20 protein-coding genes and 1 pseudogene are annotated in these 23,779 nt (G+C 54.1%); 9 read left to right on the plus strand and 12 right to left on the minus strand.

The window, feature by feature from the left end:
* The first annotated feature begins 152 nt into the window (after nt 1-152).
* From BMX45_RS25210 to BMX45_RS25225, 4 genes are all read left to right on the plus strand, one after another.
* Complete coding sequence (locus tag BMX45_RS25210; protein WP_036665836.1) at nt 153-1,082, plus strand: AraC family transcriptional regulator; 930 nt, start codon at nt 153-155, stop codon at nt 1,080-1,082.
* A 124-nt stretch (nt 1,083-1,206) separates the two neighbouring features.
* Complete coding sequence (locus BMX45_RS25215; protein ID WP_090912881.1) at nt 1,207-3,078, plus strand: class I mannose-6-phosphate isomerase; 1,872 nt, start codon at nt 1,207-1,209, stop codon at nt 3,076-3,078.
* Complete coding sequence (locus tag BMX45_RS25220; RefSeq protein ID WP_090912883.1) at nt 3,075-4,085, plus strand: ROK family protein; 1,011 nt, start codon at nt 3,075-3,077, stop codon at nt 4,083-4,085. Before BMX45_RS25215 ends, BMX45_RS25220 begins: the two co-directional genes overlap by 4 nt.
* Nucleotides 4,086-4,098: 13 nt before the next feature.
* Nucleotides 4,099-6,594, plus strand: a complete 2,496-nt coding sequence (locus BMX45_RS25225; RefSeq protein WP_090912885.1) for a glycoside hydrolase family 38 N-terminal domain-containing protein — start codon at nt 4,099-4,101, stop codon at nt 6,592-6,594.
* A 114-nt stretch (nt 6,595-6,708) separates the two neighbouring features.
* On the opposite strand, the gene BMX45_RS25230 is transcribed toward BMX45_RS25225, so the two are convergent.
* From BMX45_RS25230 to rpmG, 6 genes are all read right to left on the minus strand, one after another.
* Nucleotides 6,709-6,945, minus strand: coding sequence for a DUF6953 family protein (locus BMX45_RS25230; protein WP_009592569.1), 237 nt, complete (start codon nt 6,943-6,945; stop codon nt 6,709-6,711).
* 126 nt (nt 6,946-7,071) lie between these two features.
* A complete protein-coding gene (locus tag BMX45_RS25235; protein ID WP_254778270.1) occupies nt 7,072-7,257 on the minus strand; it encodes a hypothetical protein in 186 nt (61 codons plus the stop codon).
* Between the two features lie 415 nt (nt 7,258-7,672).
* The gene (locus tag BMX45_RS25245) at nt 7,673-8,647 is read right to left on the minus strand and encodes a Gfo/Idh/MocA family protein (protein WP_090912887.1); all 975 of its coding nucleotides are present in this window, start codon (nt 8,645-8,647) and stop codon (nt 7,673-7,675) included.
* Between the two features lie 554 nt (nt 8,648-9,201).
* Complete coding sequence (locus tag BMX45_RS25255) at nt 9,202-10,095, minus strand: alpha/beta hydrolase fold domain-containing protein (RefSeq protein ID WP_090912889.1); 894 nt, start codon at nt 10,093-10,095, stop codon at nt 9,202-9,204.
* A gap of 196 nt (nt 10,096-10,291) precedes the next feature.
* On the minus strand, nt 10,292-10,765 hold the full coding sequence (locus tag BMX45_RS25260; protein WP_090912891.1) for a hypothetical protein: 474 nt from the start codon (nt 10,763-10,765) through the stop codon (nt 10,292-10,294).
* A 111-nt stretch (nt 10,766-10,876) separates the two neighbouring features.
* Nucleotides 10,877-11,026: a 50S ribosomal protein L33 gene (gene rpmG, locus BMX45_RS25265; RefSeq protein ID WP_009592608.1), complete on the minus strand. Its 150-nt coding sequence runs from the start codon at nt 11,024-11,026 to the stop codon at nt 10,877-10,879.
* Between the two features lie 273 nt (nt 11,027-11,299).
* Between rpmG and BMX45_RS25270 the strand changes: the two genes are divergently transcribed.
* Nucleotides 11,300-12,736, plus strand: coding sequence for a MocR-like pyridoxine biosynthesis transcription factor PdxR (locus tag BMX45_RS25270; protein WP_090912893.1), 1,437 nt, complete (start codon nt 11,300-11,302; stop codon nt 12,734-12,736).
* Between the two features lie 106 nt (nt 12,737-12,842).
* Here BMX45_RS25270 and BMX45_RS25275 read toward each other — a convergent pair whose 3' ends face one another.
* The 3 genes and pseudogenes from BMX45_RS25275 to BMX45_RS25285 form a co-directional block, all read right to left on the minus strand.
* Nucleotides 12,843-14,141, minus strand: a complete 1,299-nt coding sequence (locus tag BMX45_RS25275) for an arsenic transporter (RefSeq protein ID WP_090912895.1) — start codon at nt 14,139-14,141, stop codon at nt 12,843-12,845.
* Between the two features lie 287 nt (nt 14,142-14,428).
* Nucleotides 14,429-14,749, minus strand: a pseudogene (locus BMX45_RS25280) (glutamate synthase); the annotation flags it as partial.
* Between the two features lie 133 nt (nt 14,750-14,882).
* Entirely contained in the window at nt 14,883-16,472 is a 1,590-nt protein-coding gene (locus BMX45_RS25285; protein WP_090912897.1) for a sensor domain-containing diguanylate cyclase, read from the minus strand.
* A gap of 192 nt (nt 16,473-16,664) precedes the next feature.
* Here BMX45_RS25285 and BMX45_RS25290 point away from each other — a divergent pair, with 192 nt between their 5' ends.
* The 3 genes from BMX45_RS25290 to BMX45_RS25300 are packed head-to-tail and all read left to right on the plus strand — an operon-like array spanning nt 16,665 to nt 18,633.
* Nucleotides 16,665-17,027 (plus strand): YhjD family protein, encoded by a 363-nt coding sequence (locus tag BMX45_RS25290; protein ID WP_090912899.1) that lies wholly within the window; start codon nt 16,665-16,667, stop codon nt 17,025-17,027.
* Nucleotides 17,028-17,038: 11 nt separating this feature from the next.
* Entirely contained in the window at nt 17,039-18,304 is a 1,266-nt protein-coding gene (locus tag BMX45_RS25295) for a DNA polymerase IV (protein ID WP_090912902.1), read from the plus strand.
* Nucleotides 18,301-18,633 (plus strand): YolD-like family protein, encoded by a 333-nt coding sequence (locus BMX45_RS25300; protein ID WP_090912903.1) that lies wholly within the window; start codon nt 18,301-18,303, stop codon nt 18,631-18,633. The genes BMX45_RS25295 and BMX45_RS25300 overlap by 4 nt, the downstream gene beginning before the upstream one ends.
* 295 nt (nt 18,634-18,928) lie before the next feature.
* Here BMX45_RS25300 and BMX45_RS25305 read toward each other — a convergent pair whose 3' ends face one another.
* Entirely contained in the window at nt 18,929-20,230 is a 1,302-nt protein-coding gene (locus BMX45_RS25305; RefSeq protein ID WP_009592553.1) for an NCS2 family permease, read from the minus strand.
* A 184-nt stretch (nt 20,231-20,414) separates the two neighbouring features.
* Between BMX45_RS25305 and BMX45_RS25310 the strand changes: the two genes are divergently transcribed.
* Nucleotides 20,415-21,122, plus strand: coding sequence for an SOS response-associated peptidase (locus BMX45_RS25310; protein WP_090912905.1), 708 nt, complete (start codon nt 20,415-20,417; stop codon nt 21,120-21,122).
* A 222-nt stretch (nt 21,123-21,344) separates the two neighbouring features.
* Here the strand turns inward: BMX45_RS25310 and BMX45_RS25315 are convergent, their stop codons facing one another.
* Nucleotides 21,345-21,632 (minus strand): stage VI sporulation protein F, encoded by a 288-nt coding sequence (locus BMX45_RS25315; protein ID WP_009592565.1) that lies wholly within the window; start codon nt 21,630-21,632, stop codon nt 21,345-21,347.
* Nucleotides 21,633-21,718: 86 nt separating this feature from the next.
* Nucleotides 21,719-23,770, minus strand: coding sequence for an ATP-dependent DNA helicase RecG (gene recG, locus BMX45_RS25320; RefSeq protein WP_090912907.1), 2,052 nt, complete (start codon nt 23,768-23,770; stop codon nt 21,719-21,721).
* Nucleotides 23,771-23,779: the final 9 nt, after the last annotated feature.

A 23,779-nucleotide genomic window follows, 5' to 3' on the forward strand; every position in this document is an offset into this window, starting at 1 on the left:
AACTTATGTAGCTGTCTATGCATTACATCACTATACCCATTTTTTCTTTATATCTTATCTTGTGATATATAATAGAGAGACAATCCAAGATACATCCAACCTATATTAAAGGCAGATGACATTGCCTTATGAACGAAGGAGAACCATCTCCCATGCAAATCGATGACGATGCTTTCATCCCGTTATTCAAGCGGGCCAATTCCATATTAAATCGTACCTTGAGCCGTATTGAACAACAGGAGCTGAGCATCCGGATCCATTACTGGGGGTTCATGCCGCGCCACTACGACAATACGGAGCACAAGCATTCTTTTTTTGAAGCTTGTTACGTGTTAACAGGCAACGGAACCTATATCGAAGGCGAAAGAGAGTTTCATCTCTATCCGGGCACGCTATTTCTCTCACGTCCGGGCGTCCAGCATCAAATAAGAAGCAAGGATGGCTTGGCCTTATGCTATGTCGCCTTTGAACCGGAAGAAACGGCAACCGGCGAGTTTTATGCGGCCGCGTTCCGGTTGCTGGCCAAACAAGGCAATCCGGTGGTTACAGAAGGTGCCCGGCAGGCGTCCGGATTATTGTGGCTTTCGCTGTTATCGCTGTTTCATACGGGTTCCGGCAAACAGCACCCGCCGCAAATGCTGAACAGTTTGGCCGCATCACTGATAGTATCCTTTCTGACCGTCCATGGCCCGGGCTTCCACCATGAGCCTTCCGGTGCCGAAGCAAACGATGAAGGAACCTCCATGTTTCATCAGGCCGAACTGTTTATCAAGGACAACCTCAACGAACCGCTCTCGCTGGAGCGCGTGGCGGGCCATCTCCACATCACGACCCGTCATTTAACCCGGCTGTTTCGCAAATACGGCCATCAATCCTTTGTCCATTATGTACAGGAGCAGCGCGTGCAGCAGGCAAAGCATATGCTCCTCCATACGGATCGGCAGATCAAGGAGATTGCCGTCTGCTGCGGATTCGAGTCCGTGCATTACTTCACCAGGGTATTTACGTCCAAACTTGGCGTAACCCCGGCCCGCTTCCGGCGCTCGCAGTTTTCGGAAGGACGCTACGACTCCGAGGTTTAGCGTTAAGGGCTGCCGATGTCCTGATCGTACAAAAACACTTCCTCTTTTTATAAAGACGTATCCTCCCTTGCCTTCTACAATGAAGTCGTAACAGACATTCCGGAAGGGAGGATATATCCAATCCATGAAACCTGCAACTGCCTTTCAATCATATCCGATCAATCCTGTGGATTTTCGCCACGAGCCCTTGTTCATGAATCAGGGGATCGACTCCTGGTGCTCGTTCATCATGTCGACCCACAAACAAAAATCGCAGCTTCATCCCCCCGAAAAGCGCGGCGTCTACATTACGCTTGACGGAACGCACGGTGCCGATTTCGATAAACTGCTGATCCAGCTTGAGCAAACCTGCGAACAAGAGAGCATCGCCTTCTTAAGCGATTCGACGTCCCATTACGTAAAACCCGAAGCCGAGCTCCGGGCCGAGATGGCTCCTTATCTGACCGATAACCGGGCATTCGGCTATAAAGCCTCGGATGTCCGTCCCACTCAATATTTTCAGCCGGACGCAAAGGCTGCCTTGCAAAAAAGCGCGCTGCAATTTGACGCGATGTGCGGCATTCACGTGCTGCACGGCCCGGGTGCCTCGCTGCTGGAAGGCAGAACCCCCGATCTTCGCTTCTACGCCGATTACTCCCGCGGAAACCAGCAGCGGCGCCATGCCGAGCGTATGGGCAGCTTCGGCCTCGGCATCTCGAGCGATAAGGTTGAGACCTACAAGAACTGCCTGTTTCTCGAATGGCCCGTCTGGGAGACTTACCGCCGGGACTGGCTGGACCATCATGTCCAGCATTCGGTCAACCAAGCGTACTATATGGACTTGAATCGTTCGGAAGCTCCCGTCTGGCTGCCTGCAGCGAAATTGGCAAGCGTGCTGCATCAAGCGGCCCGGCAGCCGTTTCGGGTCAAGCCGTTTTTTGCCCCGGGGATATGGGGAGGGCAATACCTTAAGGAATTGTGCGGCCTGCCCGAAGAATGGCCGAACTGCGCCTGGAGCTTTGAACCCATCGCTCCCGAGAACACGCTGCTGCTGCGCGTGCAGAATGTCACCTTCGAGGTTCCATTCACTTTGTTGATGGAGGCAGCCCCACAGGAAATTATGGGAACGCGTAATTTCGAGCTGTTCGGCGATTATTTTCCGATCCGGTTTGACTATCTGGATACGATGCAGGGCGGCGAGCTGTCGCTTCAGGTGCATCCGCTGCAGGAATATGTAGAGGCGCAGTTCAATGAACATATGACACAGCAAGAGTCGTACTACATCATGCGTAATGTCCCGGGAGCCAAAGTGTATTTGGGACTGAAGGAAGGGATCACCGGCGGACGGCTCCTTGAAGCCGTCGAGAATGCCCATCTTCAGGAAGATCCGCTGGAGCTTTCCGACTACGTTAACGAGTACCACTCGCAAACAGGGGATCTCTACCTTATTCCACCGGGTACGGTCCACTGCTCCGGAAGGGATAATCTCGTGCTGGAAATCTCCTCGACCACTTGGTGGTTTACATTCAAGATTTATGATTATCTGCGGCTGGACGCCGATGGCAAGCCACGCCCGATGAACCCTGAGCATGCGCGCCACAATATCAATGACGCCATGAATACGCCGGCAGTAGAGGACGGGCTTATCGCTAGGCCATCCGTCGTAAGCCGTCAAGGCGGCAGCACGGAGGAACTGCTGGGACAACGGGAAGATCTTCTGTTCCAGGTCAGCAGGCTGAATTTGCAGGATACGTGGAGAGCGGATACCCAAGGAGAGTTCGTTATGTACAATCTCGTTGAAGGCGACCGCGTCCGCCTTGTACCGGCTGCGGATGAGGGTGGGGCCGTTGAATGGGGCTATGCGGAATCCTTCATCGTTCCGGCATGTATAGGCGAATACCGATTGGAGAACCTGTCCGGATCCCCATGCACCTTGATTGCGGCCAGGGTCAATCCGGAATGGAATCTCCCGCTGCTTCCGCCTTCCCGGAGAGCGGCAAGCGGAGAGTTTTCATGAACCGCCCTGATTGGGACGATCCGGGAAACCCGTCTCCCCCTGCCCCCATCACCATAACGCTTGATGCCGGTGGAACCGCTTTGAAGGGGGCGCTGCTCGTGAACGGGCAGCTTGTCCCCGGCTCGTTCCTCATCCGGCCTTCGGCATCGCAAGGAACGGCGGAGGAAGCGATCGCCAGCTTCGCCGGCGCCTGCCATGATTTGTTAAGCTTTTACGCCTCGGCCTTCCGGCCGGTGGACTATCGAGATTCGATCCGGATCGGCTTTGCCTTTCCGGGGCCCTTCGATTACGCAAAAGGCGTTGCCCTTCTTCAAGGCATCGGCAAATATGATGGGCTGTACAAACTGTCGGTTCGGGATCTGCTCCGTTCGAAGTTCCAGAGCCTCAAACCATCCTTTCCGGGTGCCATGATGAATCGTTTGACCGCTGCCGATATCCGATTCGGGAACGACGCCTTCATGTTCGGGCTGGGCGCCTCCATCCGGTTCAGGGGGGAACGTCTCGTATGCCTGACGCTCGGTACGGGCCTCGGTTCGGCCTTCGTGGAGAATGGCCGGATCGTAGCCGGCAAGGACGGTATCCCTGGCAGCGGCATGCTGTATGCGGAGCCTTACCAGGACCACATCGTGGACAGCTATTTCGGGAGAAGAGGCATTCTGAGGATGGCCTCGGAGCGGGGACTCCTGACGGACGGAATCGACGTAGCCGATCTGGCCGAAGCGGCAACGCGAGGTAATGGGCAGGCCCGCGATTTATTCCGGGAATTCGGCAGCAATCTGGGAGGCATGCTGCGGCCCTATCTATCCGGATTCCGGCCGGATCGCTTGGTGCTGGGCGGACAGATCTCGGGCAGCTTGCCCTTATGGGAAAGGGATATGCAGCTGGCCTTGGGTACGCACAGCGTTCCAATCGACTGTCTCGAGGACGGTACGTCCGCTGTGTTTTACGGCATTGAGAAGCTGTTTGACGATACGGCGAACGATCTATCCGCTCCATATTATCATTAGGAGGTCCTATCATATGAACAAGAACATATCACGCCAAGGAAGCCATAGACCCGCCCGTCCCTGGACGATCTATGCCATCCATCATTCTCACACGGATATCGGTTACACCGAGCGCCAGGAGCGGATCGAGCAGTACCATGTCGATTTTATCCGCCAGGCTCTGGACATTACGAATGCCGCACACCGCGGAGAACGTCCGGAATGGAAATCGTTCCGCTGGACTTGCGAAACATTCTGGGCGGTTGAGAAATTCCTCGAATCGGCCACAACGGAAGAAAAGGAGGCTTTTCAGCAAGCGGTAATCCGCGGTGATATCGAACTGTCCGGAACCTATCTCAACATGACGGAGCTTCCGGACTTCGACCTCCTTCTGCGCAATCACGGCAAGGCGCAAAGGTATGCAAACACTTTCGGACATCGGATCGACAGCGCCATGACCGCCGACATTAACGGGTACAGCTGGGGTTATGCGGTAAGCCTGCTGCAAAATAACATCGAGCATCTGTTTTCCTGCATCCATACGCACCACGGCATGTATCCGCTGGGCCGCAAACAAACCCCGTTCTGGTGGGAAAGCCACAGCGGCGGCAGGCTGCTCGTATGGAACGGCGAGCATTACATGTTCGGCAACGAGCTCGGATTCTGCCCTGACGCACTCGGCAAATACATCATCAAGGATGAGCTTCAGCATAATCTGATGGAGCCCGAGGAGCGGCACAACGACATTGCTGCCCTGCGGATTAACCGGTATTTATGGAATCTTGAGCAGGAGTCTTACCCGTATTCCTTCGTTCCCGTCATGGTCTCCGGCCTGGGCACGGACAATGCGTCCCCGAATGCCGACATTGCGGAGTGGATAAGCGCATGGAATGAACAATACGGCGACCAAATCACCATTAAAATGGCCACGCTCTCCGAATTTTTTGCCGTCTTGAAGCAGGAGGATCTGTCCGCGCTTCCGGTGCACCGCGGAGATTGGCCGGACTGGTGGACCGATGGGATCGCCTCCACGGCGATGCATACCCAGATTTACCGGGATGCCCAGCGCACGCTTCGCAAAGTCAAGCGTCTCGATCCGGGCCATGCAGCGGCAAGCCTGGCCGAGATCGAGGAGGCCTCGCAGGCGCTGACCATGTACGCCGAGCATACCTGGGGCTACCATTCCTCCGTGTATGAGCCTTGGCATCCGCAGGTGCAGATGCTGGAGGTGCGAAAGCAAGCCTATGCGGCGGAAGCCAGCAAGCTGGCTTACCGGGCGCTGGACCAAGCGCTCGTTGCCCGTCAGGGCGCACTGCTTGCCCCCCATCGTTCCTTACGCTACGAGGTAATCAACACGGAAACTGCCGCAGCTACGCTGCAGGTTGCCATACCGCTGGATGGCTGGGAACACGTGATCCTGAAGAAAAGGTTCGAGCTCATCGACGAAACGACCGGGCAGCCGCTTCCGTACCAATTGACACATACGGGGGCACTCGTTACGGAGCTCAGGCTTGAAGCGGGAGAGTCCCGGATATTGTTTATTCATACGCCCGAATCGTCAGATGTTCTCGCTGCTTCCGGGAATATGGCGACCGCGCGGAATACCGAACCGATTGCGTGCGAAGGCATCGCCGACATTTGGACCCAGCCCTTGACTCCTTATCCGATCGTGGTGGGCAAGAGTTCGCTCGAATCCGACTTCTTCCGGATCGAATGGGAAATAAACAACGGCATTACGTCGTGGATCGATAAGACACGCTCGGCGGACCTGCTGGACGGCGAACGCGAGCACGGGGCATTCTCTCCTGTCTACGAGGTAACGCCGGCACAGGATGAGTTTAATCCATCCGAAATATGCTCGACCCGCCGCCGCATGGGACGCAACCGGAAGGGCACCAACGTCCAGCGGGATGCCGGGCGCTTAACCCGGGCGACCGTGCTGGACAACGGACCGCTGTTTGCCCTGGTCGAGCTGGTGTTCGACGTGAAGGGACTCAGCTACTATGCCCTCCACATCAAAATGTTTGCCAACCATCCTCGTGTCGAGGTCTCCGTCCGCTTCCATAAGGACAGCGTTTGGCTGCCGGAAAATGTCTATGTGGCACTGCCGTTCTCGCTGGGGACGGAAGCCGAGTTATACGCCGAAAAAGCCGGATGCCATATCCGGCCTTGGAAGGATCAAATTCCTGGAAGCTGCCTCGATTACACCAGCGTGCAGGAGGGAATATTCTGGCACTCGGCTAAAGACCGGGAAGCGCTGACCCTGTCCATGACAGACACGCCGCTCGTACAGCTCGGAACGCTGGAGCACGGGCCGCGCCAGCTTCACGCCATGCAGCCGGCGGACAGCCGCCCTTCCACGTATGCCTGGATATTGACGAACTATTGGGAAACCAATTTCAAGGCTACGCTCGGCGGCTTCTACGAGTTCCGCTATGCGGTAGAACGCCATCGCCAGCTGGACCCCCAGCAAACGGCGAAGACGCTGCACGCCTCAACCGGACAATTCACGGTCCATCGGATCAAGTAATTCATATAAGAAGAACAGCTGCCCCGGATTTCAAGGCAGCTGTTCTCATTAATACAAGGAGGCAACCAGTCGATCCGGCCTCTCCCGTCTTTTGATTATTCGGTTATAGCGGGATTACGTCCAGGCCCACATGAATCCGTCGCGATCCCAGGCAATCCGGCCGCCATGCAGTTTGCGGAAAGCCTTCTTCACGTCCTTGGACAGCGATGCATTTCCATTCTCGTTCACGAATACAAATTCTTCCCCGAAGTTCTCGCGTACATAACGGATGGCTTCCGTCTGATACAAATTGCCCGTAAACCGGATTTCCTCCACCATCCATTCGGCCACCTGCTGTGCTGTATATGCCATATTCGCATTCTTCCCTTCTGTATCCATTCCCTTATTATAACAGAATGGACGAGAGAGTCGATTCGCATGGAAGCCGACCGAAGGCAGCCATGCATATTACGACTGCATCACGATAACGTAAGCAGATTACATCAAGATCCATGACAGCAATAAAAACTGGATGGAACCCGCAATCTCGATCATGCCGACCTTCATCGGTTTCATTATTTTTCCGGCATACCGCAGGGTCTTTACAAACGGAAACAAGAACGGCAGGCACATCCACGGATGCCCGAAGAGTATCGGCAGAATCAGCATCACCGAATGATACATGATGGCATATGCCGTCCAGCGCCTGTTTTTCCGCTCCCGAAATACAGCGCTTGCGGTACATGTCCTCCCATTCCCTGCTTTTCTCCTCCAGAACGAACCAATTGCCAGAATAGCTTACCATCCTCTTGAAGAACTTCAGCCCCGACTTTCGTCTCCTAGGACACTTCAACTCCTTCTGCTTGAATGACAATGATTGGGGAATCAATGTGCCGTTCTTCGTATAGCTTCATAATGAGCGGCCACACCCTCGGTTCCTATTAGGGAAACTCCTATATTCCTTCGAGAATTCCCTTGGTTAACGTCAGGCGGCGATCCGAGCACGGATCGTCTTGCGAAACAAAAAAAGGCGTCCCGCAAGACCTGATGATCTTGCGGGACACCTTGGGATTCTGTTGCGACCGCTGAATGTTTAGGATCATTCCCCGATCTTCACCGGGACCCCCGTTTCGGCCGACTGCATAGCAGCAAAGGTAATTTCCATGGTTTTAAACGCATCCTCGTAGGAGGATAAGATTCCGGAGGCATCGCCGGTGCGAACCGCGTGGATGAACGCTTCACTCTCCCGAAGATACGGATTAGCCGCATTGCGGTATTCCGTCGTTCTTCCTTTTTCCTTGACGATGAGTTTATCGGATTGAATGCCGATGACCCCCTGCTCCGTATAAATATCCAAGCCAGCCCGATCCGACTCCGGCAGCATGCAGGTATTGGAGATCGTTGCCACGGCGCCGGATTTTAATTTCAGCGTCGCAGTGCCTACGTCGTGTACCGTTACCCCTTCATGAACATCCTTCATCGCGCGATGGGCAAACGCCGCATACACTTCATCCGCTTCACCCAACAGGCAGCGAAGCAGGTCAACCATATGGGTGGTTTGCTCAATGAATTGCCCTCCCGAGCCTTCCTGCTGTCTCCACCAGTACACCTGCGGCATGTCACCCATCCAGTAGCCAAGCGCCATCCCGATCTTCCGGTCTTCCAGCAGCTCGGCAGCCTTGATGGCCGTATCCGTATAACGGAAATGATACCCTGCAGACGTAATTAAACCGGCCTTCTTTACCTCATGCAGAATCTGCCGTGGCGTATCCAGGTTCGTGCCCAGCGGCTTCTCGACCAGAAAAGGAATGCCCCGCTCTACGACCTGGGCTTCGATCTCTCCATGCGCAAACGGCGGAACGCAGATATAAACCGCATCCGGCTTGGTTGCATCCAGCATCTGCTCAACGTTGCTGTACGCCTTGGCCCCGGCAAAGCCCCGCACCGCTTGTTCCGCTTTTTCCTGACTCGTCCCGACAAAGGCGGCAACGTTCACTCCGTCCATATTGGACACAATATCTGCATGCACTCTGCTGAACCAGCCTGTACCGATCATTCCTATGTTGAATGCCATCTGATCCTAAAACCTCCCCTTTTATTAGAGACGTTCTTTTCTTCTTCATTATCATAGTACCGGAAAAAGCCCGGCAAGCATCATGTTTCGTCGGCCTTGTCCTCAATTCCTTTATTTGAATGAAAAAAGCCCGCTCTTTCGGTCATGGACCGCGAGCGGACTCTGCCTATCTGAAAATCATCCATATGACAATAAACGCTATTAACGAAACAAGATAAATGATGAGCAGCTTCGTGAGATTGGTTCTCGTTTTCCGCTCATAGTTCGGGTTTGCCTTCTTATTCTCCTGAGATAATCCTACTAGAAGCGTTGATATTCCTCCAATTAATGCCAGCGCGATGACGATAATATACATAACCAACCACAAACAACCCCATTCGATTATTCATTATATACAATCTATTATAGAACCTGAGGCTTCAGGATCAACCTATATCATCATGAAATGGTCGTTTCTGCCTCATTATAATGAACAATCGGCCGATGCACACCATCCAATTGCGCGACAGTTGTGACCATCCAATTGGATGGCGGGTCACCCTCCATTGCGGCTTTCAACCTTCGCGCGCCGTCCATTGATGCAGCCGTTCCAGTGCCTCATCGGCTTCAGGCATCGGAAACAGGGGCCACACATGCATCATGTTCTCGTATTCCCAGTATTCGGTATCGACGCCTTCCCGGGCCATCTTATCGTGCAGCAGGCGAGCGTCCGGCAGCAAGGAATCGTCGGTTCCTGCAAGAATGACCGTGCGGGGAAGGCTTCCCATCTCGCCAAACAGAGGACTGACCGCTGGATGGTCCATCGGAAGGCCTCCTGCATACATCCTTCCTACCGCTCCGAGCCCGGCCGGCTGGAGAAAGACATCGCGCTGCGGGATGCCGAGCGCGGATATCTGCGGATTATCCGTGGCTGCATCCACCCATGGCGAGATCAGAATCAGCCCCTCCGCTTGCAGCGGCGTCTCCTTGACCGACTGGGCCATGTCGAGAGCCAGCGCGCCGCCGGCCGAATCGCCCATAAGAAATACCGGGCGCCCGGCCTGGGCGCATACGTGCACGTAAAACTCGCGCATCAGCCCCGTCAGCTTTTTCGCATCGGCAGCCGGAACGGTGGGATAATTGGGTAGGATGACGGTGAATCCGGTTCGTTCCGTCCACTGCCTGGCAAACGCGAAATGGGGCGGCAGAATCTCTTCGATATAGGCTCCGCCGTGCAAATAAACGACGGTCCCCCGTTCCTTCGTACCATGCGATACATAATAATTCATGCTTACGCCCGATCCGCTATGGAAACGGCGGGTCTCAAATTCTTCCTGTTCCTCTGACAGCGCAGGATATGGAGGCAATGTTTCGATATACTGCCGAATCGTTCCGGCATGTTCCCATTTATGATGAAATCCCTCGGCGGTCAGCTGCTCTTTTATAGCCGTACTCTCTTTACTCGGCATATGGTTTTCTCCCCTTTGCTGGACGTTATCGATATAGGGCAAGCTGGTGTGTGTCCTGCTTCAATATATCACCGCACGCGGCATGGCCGCTGTGGCAATTGATACAGAAGCGTTAACCAATGGGGTTGTCCTAGACCAATCTGCTCAAGGCTCTGAGCCGGCTAAACGATGATACCCTATATAAAAGCCCCGCATTCTACCGGGCTGAATCCCTCAGTAATTGATCCGCGCTGTGCTGCAGAAGAAGGCAGAAGGACCGGTTATGTCCGATAAAAAACGACGATACGTCATAGCGATGACGGGCTGGCTCATAAGTAATCAGAGCGCGATGCTTCATATTTTCGATAAGTATGTCAGCGAACCGCTCCGCTGGACCCTTTGCGAAAAAGGTTAGGTAGGCGTACAGGGAATGATCCACGGGCTCATCGAGAGGGCTTACGCCCGCGCAGGAAAACTCGGTCTCCAAGCCCGCCTGCTGCAGCAAAATCAATATCGGATACAACTGCTCGTCGACAGGGGCATTGCCGAACAACCGCGTGCGTTTGGGCTGTATGCGTTCCTTGGGTCTGTTGATCCACTCGTTTAGCTCCTGCCTTCTCCGCCTCCACTGTTCCGGGGTATGTGCGCTCAGGAGCAGCTCTCCGCCGGAATCCTGTCGTTCCTGGTTCATCCGTCCATCCCCCTCATTGACATGGTATCTTGCTGCTACTTTCAGTGTAGTCCCATTTCGTATGAAGTCAAATAAGCCGGACGGCTGGTCCGGCTTGCGTTCAAGCATGCGCTAACGGGTTTCCCGGTGCAGGGTCACCCGCTTCAAACGCGGACAATATTTGCGCAATTCCATCCGCTCCGGGTGATTTCGTTTATTTTTGGTCGTGGTATAGTTACGGTCCCCCGTTTCCGTGCATGCCAATGTGATCGTCACTCGCATATTCAGCACCTCCTGCCTTTTGTTTAAATCGTAATAATTACGATTAATTAAAATATACTTTATTCCCGTTTTTATGTTTTGTCAAGAAACTTACAGCCGCATTTCGGGAAGTCGGTCATGTTGCCCCGTCCAACTCGCAGTCCGATATCCCGTCCATGGCTTAAAATTTGTCATCGTAATGATGAAATTATGAAAAGCCTTTATTTATGCTAAATGATATGATTAAGGTTACAGACAGGAACCGCCTGAATATGTCACGAAAGGATGAGGAAGGTGTGGAAGCCGGATCGTAACAGCACACGACCTCTATATCAGCAAATTGCCGATGATCTGGAGCAAAGAATATCTTATGGTGAGTTTCCACCGGGCAGCTTACTCCCATCCGAACGAAAGCTTGCGGAGCAGTTAGAGGTTAATCGAAGCACCGTGGTTCTGGCTTACTCGGAGCTTCGGGCGCTTGGAATCATAGAGAGCCGTTCCGGAAGCGGAACGCGGGTCAGCAACTCCAAATGGGGAGCCACGCCCAAGCATACGCCGAACTGGCGCCGCTATGCGGAGGGAGGGAATTTCCTGCCGAACCTCCCTTTTCTTCGCCGGATTCGGGAAGCGCTGGCGCAGGATCCCTCATTGATCGATTTTGCCAGCGGAGAGCTTGCCGGCGATTTGGCGCCGATCCAAGAAATGAATACGTTGATGAGTCAAAAATCGAACACGTCCTATTTCGGATATGACAACCCGCAGGGATATGGTCCGCTCCGGCAGGCTTTGGTTACGTATCTGAAAAACTATCGGGGGATCCAGACCACCGAATCCTCCATATTGATCACGTCGGGGTCTCAGCAGTCACTGTATCTCATTACGCAGTGCTTGTTGTCGCCTGGCGATGCGGTGGCCATTGAAGATCCGTCGTACTGCTATTCGCTGCCGATGTTTCAATCGGCCGGCCTTCGCCTGTTCAGACTCCCTGTCGATGAACGAGGGGTGCGGCCGGAGGACATCCGCTCGCTGTACAAGAAACATCGGATCAAGATGATCTTCATTAATCCGAATTTTCAGAATCCGACCGGCACCGTCATGGCACTGGAGCGAAGGTCGCAGCTGCTGGATGCAGCCAGTGAACTTGGACTTCCCATCGTGGAGGACGATCCCTTCAGTTTGACCGCCTACCAGTGCCCGCCGCCGGCTCCTTTGAAATCCGTGGATTCCATCGGGTCGGTGCTGTACATCGGCTCACTCTCGAAAATAGCCGCGTCCGGCCTTCGCGTAGGCTGGATGGTCGCCCCGAATTCCATTGTGGAGCGGCTCGCCGACGCTAGGCAGCAGATGGATTTCGGGCTGAGCGTGGTGCCCCAAAGCCTTGCCGTCCAGTTTATCGACTCTTCCTATTTTGCTCCCCACCTGGACAGGCTGCGAGCGAGCTTGCTGTACAAGCGGGATTTACTGATCGAGGCCCTGCAGAAAGAGCTGCAAGGCCTGGTTCATTTCCATGTGCCGAAGGGCGGCCTGCATCTCTGGTGCAAGATCGTGCCGGAAGTGAATGACAGCAAGCTGTTGGAGGCCGCCATTCAAAAAGGCGTTATTTTCGCGCCGGGAAGCGTGTACGGTTCGGCTTCCGGATATGTGCGATTCACTTACGCCCGTGCCAGGGCCGAGGATATCCCTTACGGAATCTCCAAGTTCGCCCAAGCCCTGCACGCCGCCATTCAATAGGGCAGCACCGGGAGCGGTGTCCTCCTGCCCTTAAGCAGGAAAAGGGTTAGCTTTTCGAAAGCTAACCTTTTTTCATGTTTTCTTTTGCCCTCTCCTCTTATCCTGATCATTGCAATATGGTCAACCAGATATATAAACCCAAGAGGGTTATGAATAACGTCGGGATGGTCAATAGGATCCCTGTTTTGAAGTAGGTTCCCCAGCTGATCTTCACGCCCTTGGCAGAAAGGACATGCAGCCAAAGCAAGGTTGCCAGCGAACCGATCGGCGTAATTTTGGGACCTAAATCGGAACCGATCACGTTCGCATAAATTAAGGCCTCTTTAATGGCTGCCGACGTATGGGTTGCATCGATTGCGAGTGCATCGATCATCACCGTCGGCAAATTGTTCATAATAGACGAAATCATGGCGGCAATAAACCCCATGGCCATGGTAGCGGCAAACAACCCTTGATCCGCTGCGCTCTGTATGACGCCGGCCAGCAGATCCGTAAGGCCTGCATTGCGCAAGCCATATACGACGACATACATGCCGATCGAGAAAAACACGATCGCCCATGGCGCCCCTTTAAGCACTTCCTTGGTTTGCACAACCGGACTTTTTCTCGCCATCAGCAGGAACCATATCGCGATAACGCCAGCTACGATCGATACGGGGATGCCCACAAATTCACACACAAAATAACCGAGGAGCAGCACGCTCAATACGATCCATGATAAACGGAACATGGCAGGATCCTGAATCGCTGTGGATGGCTGCTTCAGCTGGGTACCGTCAAACTTTCGAGGGATGCTTTTGCGGAAAAACAAATAAAGCACAAGAACGCTCGCTGCCAAAGAGAACAGATTCGGAACCAGCATGCGACTGGCATATTCGATGAACGTGATGCCGAAGAAATCGGCAGATACGATGTTCACCAGGTTGCTGACGACAAGCGGAAGCGAGGTGGTGTCCGCAATAAAGCCGCTTGCGATAATAAAAGGAAATACCTTTCGTTCATCGAAGTTCAGCGCCCTTACCATGGCAAGCACGATCGGTGTCAAGATGAGAGCCGCTCCGTCATTCGCAAAGAATGCGGAAACAACCGCCCCAAGCAAGGAGACGTACACAAACATCCGGATGCCGTTTCCCCGAGCGGCATTGGCCATATGCAGCGCAGCCCATTCAAATAACCCGATTTTATCCAATATCAACGAAATAATGATGATTGCAACAAAGGCGAGCGTTGCATTCCATACGATGCGGGTGACGTCCCACACATCCTGAAAGTCAACGACTCCAACGAGAAGCACCAGCAAAGCGCCTCCGCAAGCCGACCATCCAATGGATAGATTTTTAGGCTGCCAAATGACAAAAATTAAAGTGACAATAAAAATGATGCTGGCCAGGACAACAGAAACCAATGTTCAAACCTCCAATGACGTGTTGAGCAGGAATACAGTTATATTTCGCAGGGAATCAATATATAACTATATCCTTATACATAAAACGGCAATCCTCCTCTGGCACTGCCTTAGCGTCGATGCGAATGCCCGCTGACTCTCGGTTAGTTACAAGTACAGTCCACCTCCTTATTCATGGATGACAATACTTCTTGCGAACCTGGCATCTAAAAATTACGATTCTATCTCATATAAGTTAGTGCCTATTTATTAATGGAAAGTGTGCCTGATTTCAATCGTTAGGCCCTTTATTTGCAGCCCGGAGCAGATGAGGCCGGCAAACAGCAATCCTTGGCATTTGGTGCCACTGCTGATGCCACATGCACCGGTCTCCGGCAGCTCCAGCCCACCTTTGACGCCGCCTCCAGATCGCAGTCCATATAGGCTGCAATGGATCAGACCTGCTCATACCCTGTAGCCATGAGGAAAGTCGGAGCCCGGCCATAATTCTTCATCCCGACAAGATAAAAGTTTTTATTGAAATGACGAAGTTCTTTCTCCCCATGAGGTCTTACGGTGCCGCAGCTGTGTACATTCGGATCAATTAGCGGAGCCAGCGCCTCAACGCTGATTGGATGATTGTAGCAACCGATCTGCAGCGCGTCTAGCATCCATTTTTTGGATTTGTATCGGAGTGTGCTCGGAATCACACTCCGATATACAAAAAAGGTATCCGGTTCACCAAAGCGGCTAGGATGTCTCTCATGCCGATAATCCCGCCGCCACCGTGCGGTTGCGTCCTTCCCCCTTCGCCCGGTACAGCGCCATATCCGCCGCTTGAAATACATCCTCCCGGCTTCCCCCGTGATCCGGATACAGCGATACGCCGATCGATACGGTGAGCGTTCCGGAATAAGGGGTCGGGGAAATCAGGATCGCCCTGCGTATCCGTTCAGCCATACGGTATGCCGTATCCAGGCTGCGTTCGCGAAGAAGAATGACAAACTCTTCCCCGCCAAAACGGGAGCATACCGCATCCGCGGGAGCGCAATCCACCATGACGGCCGCCACGAGCTTCAGGATCTGATCGCCGGTTTGATGGCCATATGTATCGTTTATCGCTTTGAAATGGTCGATATCCAGGAGAATAACGGCATACGGTTCCCGTAGCGCATCCCAAGACTCAAGGCAGCGTTCCAGCTCCCGGCGATTGGACAGCCCCGTCAATGGATCCGTGATCGCTTCCTGCTGCAGCGACTGCGTCTGCTTGGCCATCGTTTCCGCAGCAGCTCCCATGATCCGGTTCAACTGGTCGGCTTCCCGGTTCCAATGCGGCCGAAATTCCTGGGAAGACACCATTTGGCCGGCTGCTACCGATTTCGTTAATTTATAGAGCCGGGTAAACGGGGCGGCAATTCTTGCGGCCGTATATACGGCAATGAACAGCATGAGCGCGATGGGAAACAGCATGCTTCTCAGCTGGTCCTGCAAATTTCGATTGACATCGGCCAGGATGGAGCTTACCGACGTCTGCATGACGATCCCCCAGCCATTCATCGCCACGCTGGCATAACCCGTCAAGTAATCGTCGCCCTGTGTATTCGTCACGCGTTGCATGCCGCTCTCGCCATCCATGAGCCGTCTCACGACCACGTTAGAACTCACGTCCTCCCCGACCCGGCTTTCCTCCAGATGATAGAGCACCTTCCCGCCGGAATCCACGATATAGGAATAGGAGTCCTCTTCATTTCCAGCACCCGATCCGAGGATCCGATGCAATATATTGTTTTCTTCCAGATAAATCGTGCCTGCTATCATACCGCAGTACTTGCCGGATCCGTCAAAAATCGGCTCGCTCGCAAACACAATCCAGCGGCCGGTCGGACTCCTATACGGTACCGAAAGATAGGATTTTCTCTCATTTAATGCTTGAACGGCCCCCTCCGTTATTAATCGGGCAGGGTTGACCTGATTCACCGCAGGAGAAACAACCCGAATGCTCCCCCTTTCGTCGGCCCAAAATACGGAATTGAAATAAGGGCTGCTCTTGAGCATAAGATCAAAAATGACCTGCAGCTCCTTTTCGTCGGATGCCGCTCTTGCTTCAATGGCCGGGTTGCTTGCGGCGGCGCGCAGACTTTGGCGCATCCCCGAGAAAAGCGCTTCAATGGTAACCGCCATTTTTTGCGCGGATGATAAATTCAGCGACATGGTCGTGTCGTACAGGGATCGTTTCTCGTTTTTATACTGGATGTAGACCATGATCGACATCGTCATCAGGATGGATAATGAAACCAAGGCAGGCATGACCATCGCAAGACTGATTTTGAGGCGTCGTTTGGGTATGTTCATGGAGGCTGTACCCCTACTCTTATGAAAATTTTTTCCGGATGAATACACGATCTTTTCATATTACTTCACAAACGTTTTGGAGTCCATATAGGGAATGCCGGATCATGCTCTGTATTTACCAGTTGCATAACGAACGTATGTTCGTTATATAATAGTGGGGAGCATATGAAGAACGATGAGGAGGCATCAGGCATGTCCGCGTCTCCGCTGCAAACCGAGGAAGAGCTGCTGTCCGTCAAGGACTGCGTCATTCTGCCGATTTTGCTGGACGTGCTGGAACGGGATATCCGCAGCATGAAGCATACCGGCATAAGCGACTATTACGTGTTCCATCTGCAGACCATTCAGAAGATTACGTTCGCGAAGCTCGCCGAGCTCAAGAGAAGCTGCCGCGCACGCGGCATCGCCATTCTGGAAACCCGGCGCCAGAAGCACTCCGTCACCATCCGCTACCGATGTCGCGGCTACCAGCATGACATGGAGCTGATGTGGGATTTTGTGAGAGCCGATATTCAAATGCGTCTGGCTGAAACATTTCACATTCGTCTCGAATAGGAGGAATCATCATGCATAAACGCAAGCAGCGCGTCGTTTTTCTGGCGGACTGCCAGTCCTTTTATGCCTCTGTTGAAAAAGCGGCGAATCCCGCATACCAACACAGACCCCTGGTCGTCTCCGGCGACCCTTCCCGGCGAAGCGGCATCATTCTCGCGGCATGCCCGCTTGCGAAGGACCACGGGGTCACCACGGCGGAGCCCCTGTGGCAGGCCCAGCAGAAATGCCCCGATCTGGTCGTGATGAAACCGCGCATGAGCGCCTATATCCGGGTATCCCTGCAGATTATGAGCATTCTCGAATCCTATTCCGATCTCGTGGAGCCGTTCAGCATTGATGAGCAATTCATCGATGTGACGGCAAGCTTGGCGCACTTTGGCTGCACGCCGAAGGAGCTTGCCCGGCATATTCAGATGCGGGTGCGGCGCGAGACCGGCGTCTATACCCGAGTGGGCATCGGGCGCAACAAGGTTCTTGCCAAGCTGGCCTGCGACAATTTTGCCAAGAAGAATGAGGACGGCATCTTTGAGCTGAACGAGGCCACCATGGACGCGCTCTGGGCTTGCCCCACCCATAAAATGTTCGGCGTGGGCTCGCGGACCACGAAGCATCTGGCACGGCTCGGCATCCAGACCATCGGGGAGCTGGCCCATACGCCGCTTCCCGATCTCAAATTCAAAATGAAGCGCTACATGAAAAAAAACTGCGACATCTGGAGCGAAGTGCTGTGGCGAACCGCCAATGGTTATGATGATTCCCCAGTGACGCCCGATGCATTCGACGGGCAAAAAGGAATCGGCCGCCAGACCACGCTTCCTGTCGATTATCACGACCAGCAGGACATCGATGTCGTGCTGAACGAGCTCTCCATGCTCATCTGCCAGCGGGCGCGGGCCAAAGGCTACATGGGCAACGTGGTCCACGCCGGCGCCCAGGGCGCCGATTTCGATCGCCCTGTGGGGTTCTCCCGCCAAATGAAGATTGCCGAGCCGACGCATCTGTCCCGCGAAGTGTATGCGGCTGCCAAGGAGCTGTTCCGCAAGCACTGGGACGGCGGCCCTGTCCGCAAAATCTGGGTCTCCCTCGGAGAACTGCAGAGTGACGCGGTTTACCAGCTGTCTCTCTTCGGCGACCGGGAGCGGCTCATGTATTTGGAACATACCATGGACGATATCAACAACCAATACGGTCCCTCCTCCGTCTACTTCGGCTCATCGCTAACCAAAACCAGCCAGCTGAAATTTCTGAACGCCAAGATCGGAGGACACTACAAATGAAAAAACTAACGGAAAACGGTCTATGGGAATCCAGCCGCATGATGCTGTTTGAGCATCGCGACGCCATTTTGGAGAAGCAGGGCGAGAAGCATAAGCAGACCCACCCTCTTCTGGATGAGCAGCAGGTGCAGTGGATTATAGAAAAGATCAGCACGGCTTACCGGAGCAAGGAAACCATACAGCTGCAAGTATACGGGGAGTACGGAAATTACGCGGTAAACGGAAGGATCTCCCGAATCAATACCCTGAACGAGCGGTTGCTTGTCGGGGATACTTGGATTAATCTGGTAGATATACTGGAGGTTGAAACGGCGGAGACGTGTGATTGACTGCCGCGCGCATCCATATCCGCGCCGCCGTCTTGCCCATGCCGTATCCCCTGCCTGCTGCCCTCTCGGATCATCGGAGCCAGGGGATACGGCCAATTCGTTACATTCTGGATCAAGAGCCCCGCCCATCCCGGCTGCAGTGTTCCCCCTTGCTGCGGCAGCATCAGCGGGAAACCATTATAACGTCGCCTGATCCGCTGCAAGGAATCCACCCGCCATACGGTCGTCCGCCATGCCAAAAATCCCCTGCCGGGTCTGCTCTAAAGACCTTGCAGGGGATTTGGCGCGCTCCTTATCAATGCGGAACAAAGACGAGCTGCAGCACGAACAGCACGGCAAAAATATACATCAGCGGGTGAACCGCCTTCCACTTGCCCTTCACGATTTTCATGAGCGGGTATGAAATAAAACCGAGCGCAATCCCAGTTGCGATGCTGGACGTAAGCGGCATGGTCAAAATCACGAGAAACGCAGGGAACGCTTCATCAAAATCATTCCACCGGATGTGCTGAACGTTGCTCAGCATCAGACAGCCCACCACGATAAGCGAAGGTGCCGTGATGGCGGACAATCCGGCCACCGCCCCGATCAGCGGGCTAAAGAAGGCCGCAACCACGAACAGCCCGGCAACGACCACCGAGGTTAAGCCTGTGCGGCCGCCTGCGCCGACACCGGCTGCGGATTCGATATACGCCGTGGTCGGGCTTGTGCCGACCATGGAACCGGCCACGGTTGCCACCGAATCGGAGAACATGGCACGTTCCGCGCGGGGCAGCTTGTTATCCTTCATCAGCCCCGCCTGCTCTGCCACGCCAACGACCGTGCCCGTGGTATCGAACAGCGTTACAAGCAGGAATGAGAACACGACGGCATAGAGCCCGTGCCTGATCACATCCGAGGCGGCCGTAATCGGGTTCCATACCAGAATGCCTTCTGGCAGCGTGGGAACGGACATAATCCCGCCGGTGAAGGACAGCATATCGGCAAAATAAGCGATAATTCCGGTGAAAATCATGCCGATGAACAAGGCGCCCTTCACATCGCGGGACAGCAGCACGAGCGTAACCGCCAAGCCTACCAAGGCGAGCACGACCGATGGCTGGTGCAAATCGCCGAGCGCTACCAGATTATCCGGATGCGCGGTAATAATGCCGCTCATCCGCAGACCGATAAAAGCAATGAACAGGCCGATCCCGACCGTGATCGCATGCTTCAGGTTCGCCGGGATCATCTCAATTAACCTGCGCCGCAGGGAAGTCATCGATAACAGCAGAAACAGAATACCGGCGATAAAAACGGCGGAAAAGGCTTCAATATAACCAAGTCCGGCATGCCCTTGGACAACGGAATACGTAAAATAAGCATTCAGCCCCATCCCCGGCGCCACGGCAATCGGGTAGCGGGCTACGAGCCCCATGAGCAGCGTACCGATGACGGCGGCAATAATCGTAGCCGTGAAGCTTTGTTCAAACGGCACGCCCGCTTGCGACAGTATCAGCGGATTCACCACAGTCACATAAGCCATCGTAAAAAATGTCGTGGTCCCGGCAACAACTTCGGTTTTGACCGACGTGCCGTTAGCTTTTAAATCAAACACGAAAAATCCTCCATTCATGATGCTCGGCCCGGCTGAGCGCCGGACCCTTTTGGTAAGTTGTGCAATATTTGATATACTCAAACACAAACGAGCCGTCATCCTTATATGGCCATTCCGTCGGGAATGCCAGCATAAGTCGATGTTCAGATCTAAAGCGACTCGAATGAGAGGAGGCCTTGAAACGATGTGCGGACGTTTTACGCTCACCGTTACTTGGGAAGAGCTGATGACCAGGTATCTCATTGATCCCGAATCGGTCTCTCCCTTTCACGTTCCCAGGTACAACATCGCGCCTACGCAGATGGTCACGGCCATTATCCATGACGGGAGCACCAACCGGATCGGACAGCTGCAATGGGGGCTTGTCCCTTCCTGGGCCAAGGATTCCTCGGGCGGAGCCAAAATGATCAATGCCCGCAGTGAAACGCTGGAAGACAAGCCTGCCTATAGGATGCCCTTTTATCGGAAAAGATGCCTGATTCCTGCAGACGGTTTTTACGAATGGCAGAAAAGCGGCAATGGCAAGCAGCCCTTTCGCATTGGATTGAAGAACGGCGAAATATTCAGCATGGCCGGCCTGTACGACACCTGGATCACCCCAGGGGGCGAAAAGCTGAGCACCTGTACCGTCATTACGACCGAGCCCAACAGGCTCATGGAGCCGATCCATAACCGGATGCCGGTCATTCTAAGACCCGCTGACGAAGCGCTATGGCTTGAGCGGCAGCCGTCCTCCCATACCCATGGGAACCATCCTTCCCACCTGCAATCGCTCAAGGAGCTGTTGAAACCCTATCCCGCGGAGGAAATGCAGGCAGTGCCGGTAAGCACAACCGTAAACTCCGTCAAGAACGACACGGAAGATTGCATCCGCTCCATTACGGGCAGCTAGATATTCCGAAAAGGTTGGGATTTCTCTTCGACTGTCGCGCTTTTTCACAGCATACGGCTTCGCCGCTGCCGGTTAGAATAGCGAGGGACTCCTCTAAACGGGAATCCGCCTAAGATCGCCTCATTACTGCTCAAGCCATGTCAAAAGCCCCTGCTCATTAGGAGAAAACACTCCCGAGAGGGGCTTCTTCTATGCTTGTCATTCCTTGATGTCATCCAGTTGTTAACGAAACATTCCCCACAGCTTGATCAAATGGAAGGTGTTGTTCGGATCGATGCGCTGTGCAAGCACGAATTGAACCATTTGCTGCTCCTGTGCGGAGCTCAGCTTTTCATTCAAGATGCCGCTGGCCGTCCGGATCAATTGATGTACTTTTGCGCTATTTTGAAGATCCGCTTTGGTCAAGCCCTGAGTCAGTCCCTTGATTCTTTCCTTGATGGCCGGGTTTTTCATTTTTAGCTTGATACGCTCCACCAGCTGCGGACTAATGCCATACTGCTGATAACCCAATGTTGAAGCACCTCCAGTCATAAATGCTGCTACCCTTTTTGAGTATATGACGAAGGTCTGTCCATTGTGCCAACAGATTCATGCCATTAATCCATGATATCGCCCTGGAAGATCTTCTCCTGCTGCAAAAAGTCGCGCAGCGGCTCATATTCCGGCGACGTCCAGAAGGAGCTGTCGCTAACGAGAGCCGCCGCGTCGCCCCGGGCCTCTTCGACTACCTTGAAATCGGCGACCATGTCGGCCAGCCGGAACTCCGGCAGCCCGCTCTGCTTCGTACCGAAAAAGTCGCCCGGTCCCCGAAGCTCCAGATCCCGCCGGGATACCTCGAAGCCGTCTTCGGTTTCCGTCATGACCTGCATCCGCTCCTGACCTACTTCCGACTTCGGATCAGCCACCAGGACACAGTAGGAAGCATGCTGTCCACGGCCTACCCGGCCCCGAAGCTGGTGCAGCTGGGACAGGCCGAAGCGATCGGCATCCATAATGATCATCAGGGTTGCGTTCGGCACGTCAACGCCAACCTCAACAACCGTCGTGGAGATCAGCAGCTGAACCTCATTGCTGTAGAATTGGCGCATGACCTCATCCTTCTCGGCCGGCGTCATGCGGCCGTGCAGAAGTCCGACGGAATATGCGGGGAACGCCTGCTGCATCTGAACATGCAGGTCAATTGCATTCTGGACGTCCAGCTTGTCCGATTCCTCGATCAACGGGGCGATCAGATATGCCTGGCGTCCCTGATTTACTTCCCGGGAAATAAATCCGAGCACGCGATCCATCAGTTCATGTTTGACCCAATAGGTCGTAATGGGAATACGCCCTTTCGGACGCTCCGACAGCGTGGATACGTCCATGTCTCCGAAGGCGGTAATGGCCAGCGTCCGCGGGATCGGCGTCGCCGTCATCGTGAGCACGTCCGGGTTATACCCTTTACGCCTTAGAACGCTTCGCTGATTCACGCCGAAGCGGTGCTGCTCGTCCGTCACGACGAGCCCCAGCTCCCGGAAGTAGACGTCATCCTGGATAAGGGCATGGGTGCCCACGACGATGTCCGTCAGCCCCATCTGCAAGGAAGCCAGCAGCTCCTTCCGCTTCTTCCCCGTTACGCTGCCTGTCAGCAATCCGACCGTAATGCCGAAGGGTTCAAACAGCTTCTGCAGGGAACGCATATGCTGTTCGGCGAGAATCTCCGTCGGCACCATCAATGCGCCTTGGAAGCCCGAGCGGACCGTCGTAAACAACGCGATGGCGGCAACAATTGTTTTACCCGAGCCGACATCCCCTTGCAGCAAACGGTTCATGCAGTAAGGGGATCGCATATCATGCAAAATCTCCAGCTCCACCTTCTTCTGCGCATCGGTAAGCTCAAACGGGAAGCTGCGCACGAACTCCCGGATGGTTGCATTGTCGGCCGTATGTACCACCCCGTCCATCCGTCCCCGGTTCAGTGCCCGGAATGCCTGCATTTTTAACTGGAACAGGAAGAGCTCCTCGTACACCATGCGGCGCCGCCCTTCCTGACCTTCCCTGGAGTCGACAGGCTGATGGATCGTCATAATCGCCGCTTTACGGGGCATCAGATCATATTTTCGGAGCAGGGATTGCGGCAAAATCTCGGGAATCATCTCCCCGTATTGCTCCAATGCCTGTCCCATCGTTTTTCGGATCCAGGATTGCGTAATCTTTCCGCCGATGGAATACACCGGCTGCAGCGTTCCGCTGCGGAAGGCTCCTTTATCCGGGAATTCGGATTCAGACACCGTAAGCTGCATTCTGCGCTGGTCCCACTTGCCCGTCAGCACGATCTCCCGCCCAGCCGTAAGCTGGTCCTTCAGAAAATGCCGGTTAAACCAAGTCGCGGTGAACATCCAGTTTTCGGCCAGCATTTTGCAGGTTAATCGGGATTTGCGCCCGTAACGCTGCAGAACCGGCACGCTCGCAATCTTGGCTTGAATGGTGATTTTGTCCCCGTCCTTAACTTCGCTTAAGGACCGAAGCCGGTAATCCTCGTACCGGAAAGGGTAATACTCCAAAAGATCCTTGACCGTAGAGACGCCAAAGGCGTGAAGCTCCCCCTCTTTCAGGGCGCTCACGCCGTTGATCTGTCTGACGGATATTTGATCGAGTTTGAGACTCATATCATCTAC

Source organism: Paenibacillus sp. cl141a, from assembly GCF_900109305.1.
GTDB classification, from domain to species: Bacteria; Bacillota; Bacilli; order Paenibacillales; family Paenibacillaceae; genus Paenibacillus_AQ; species Paenibacillus_AQ lautus_A.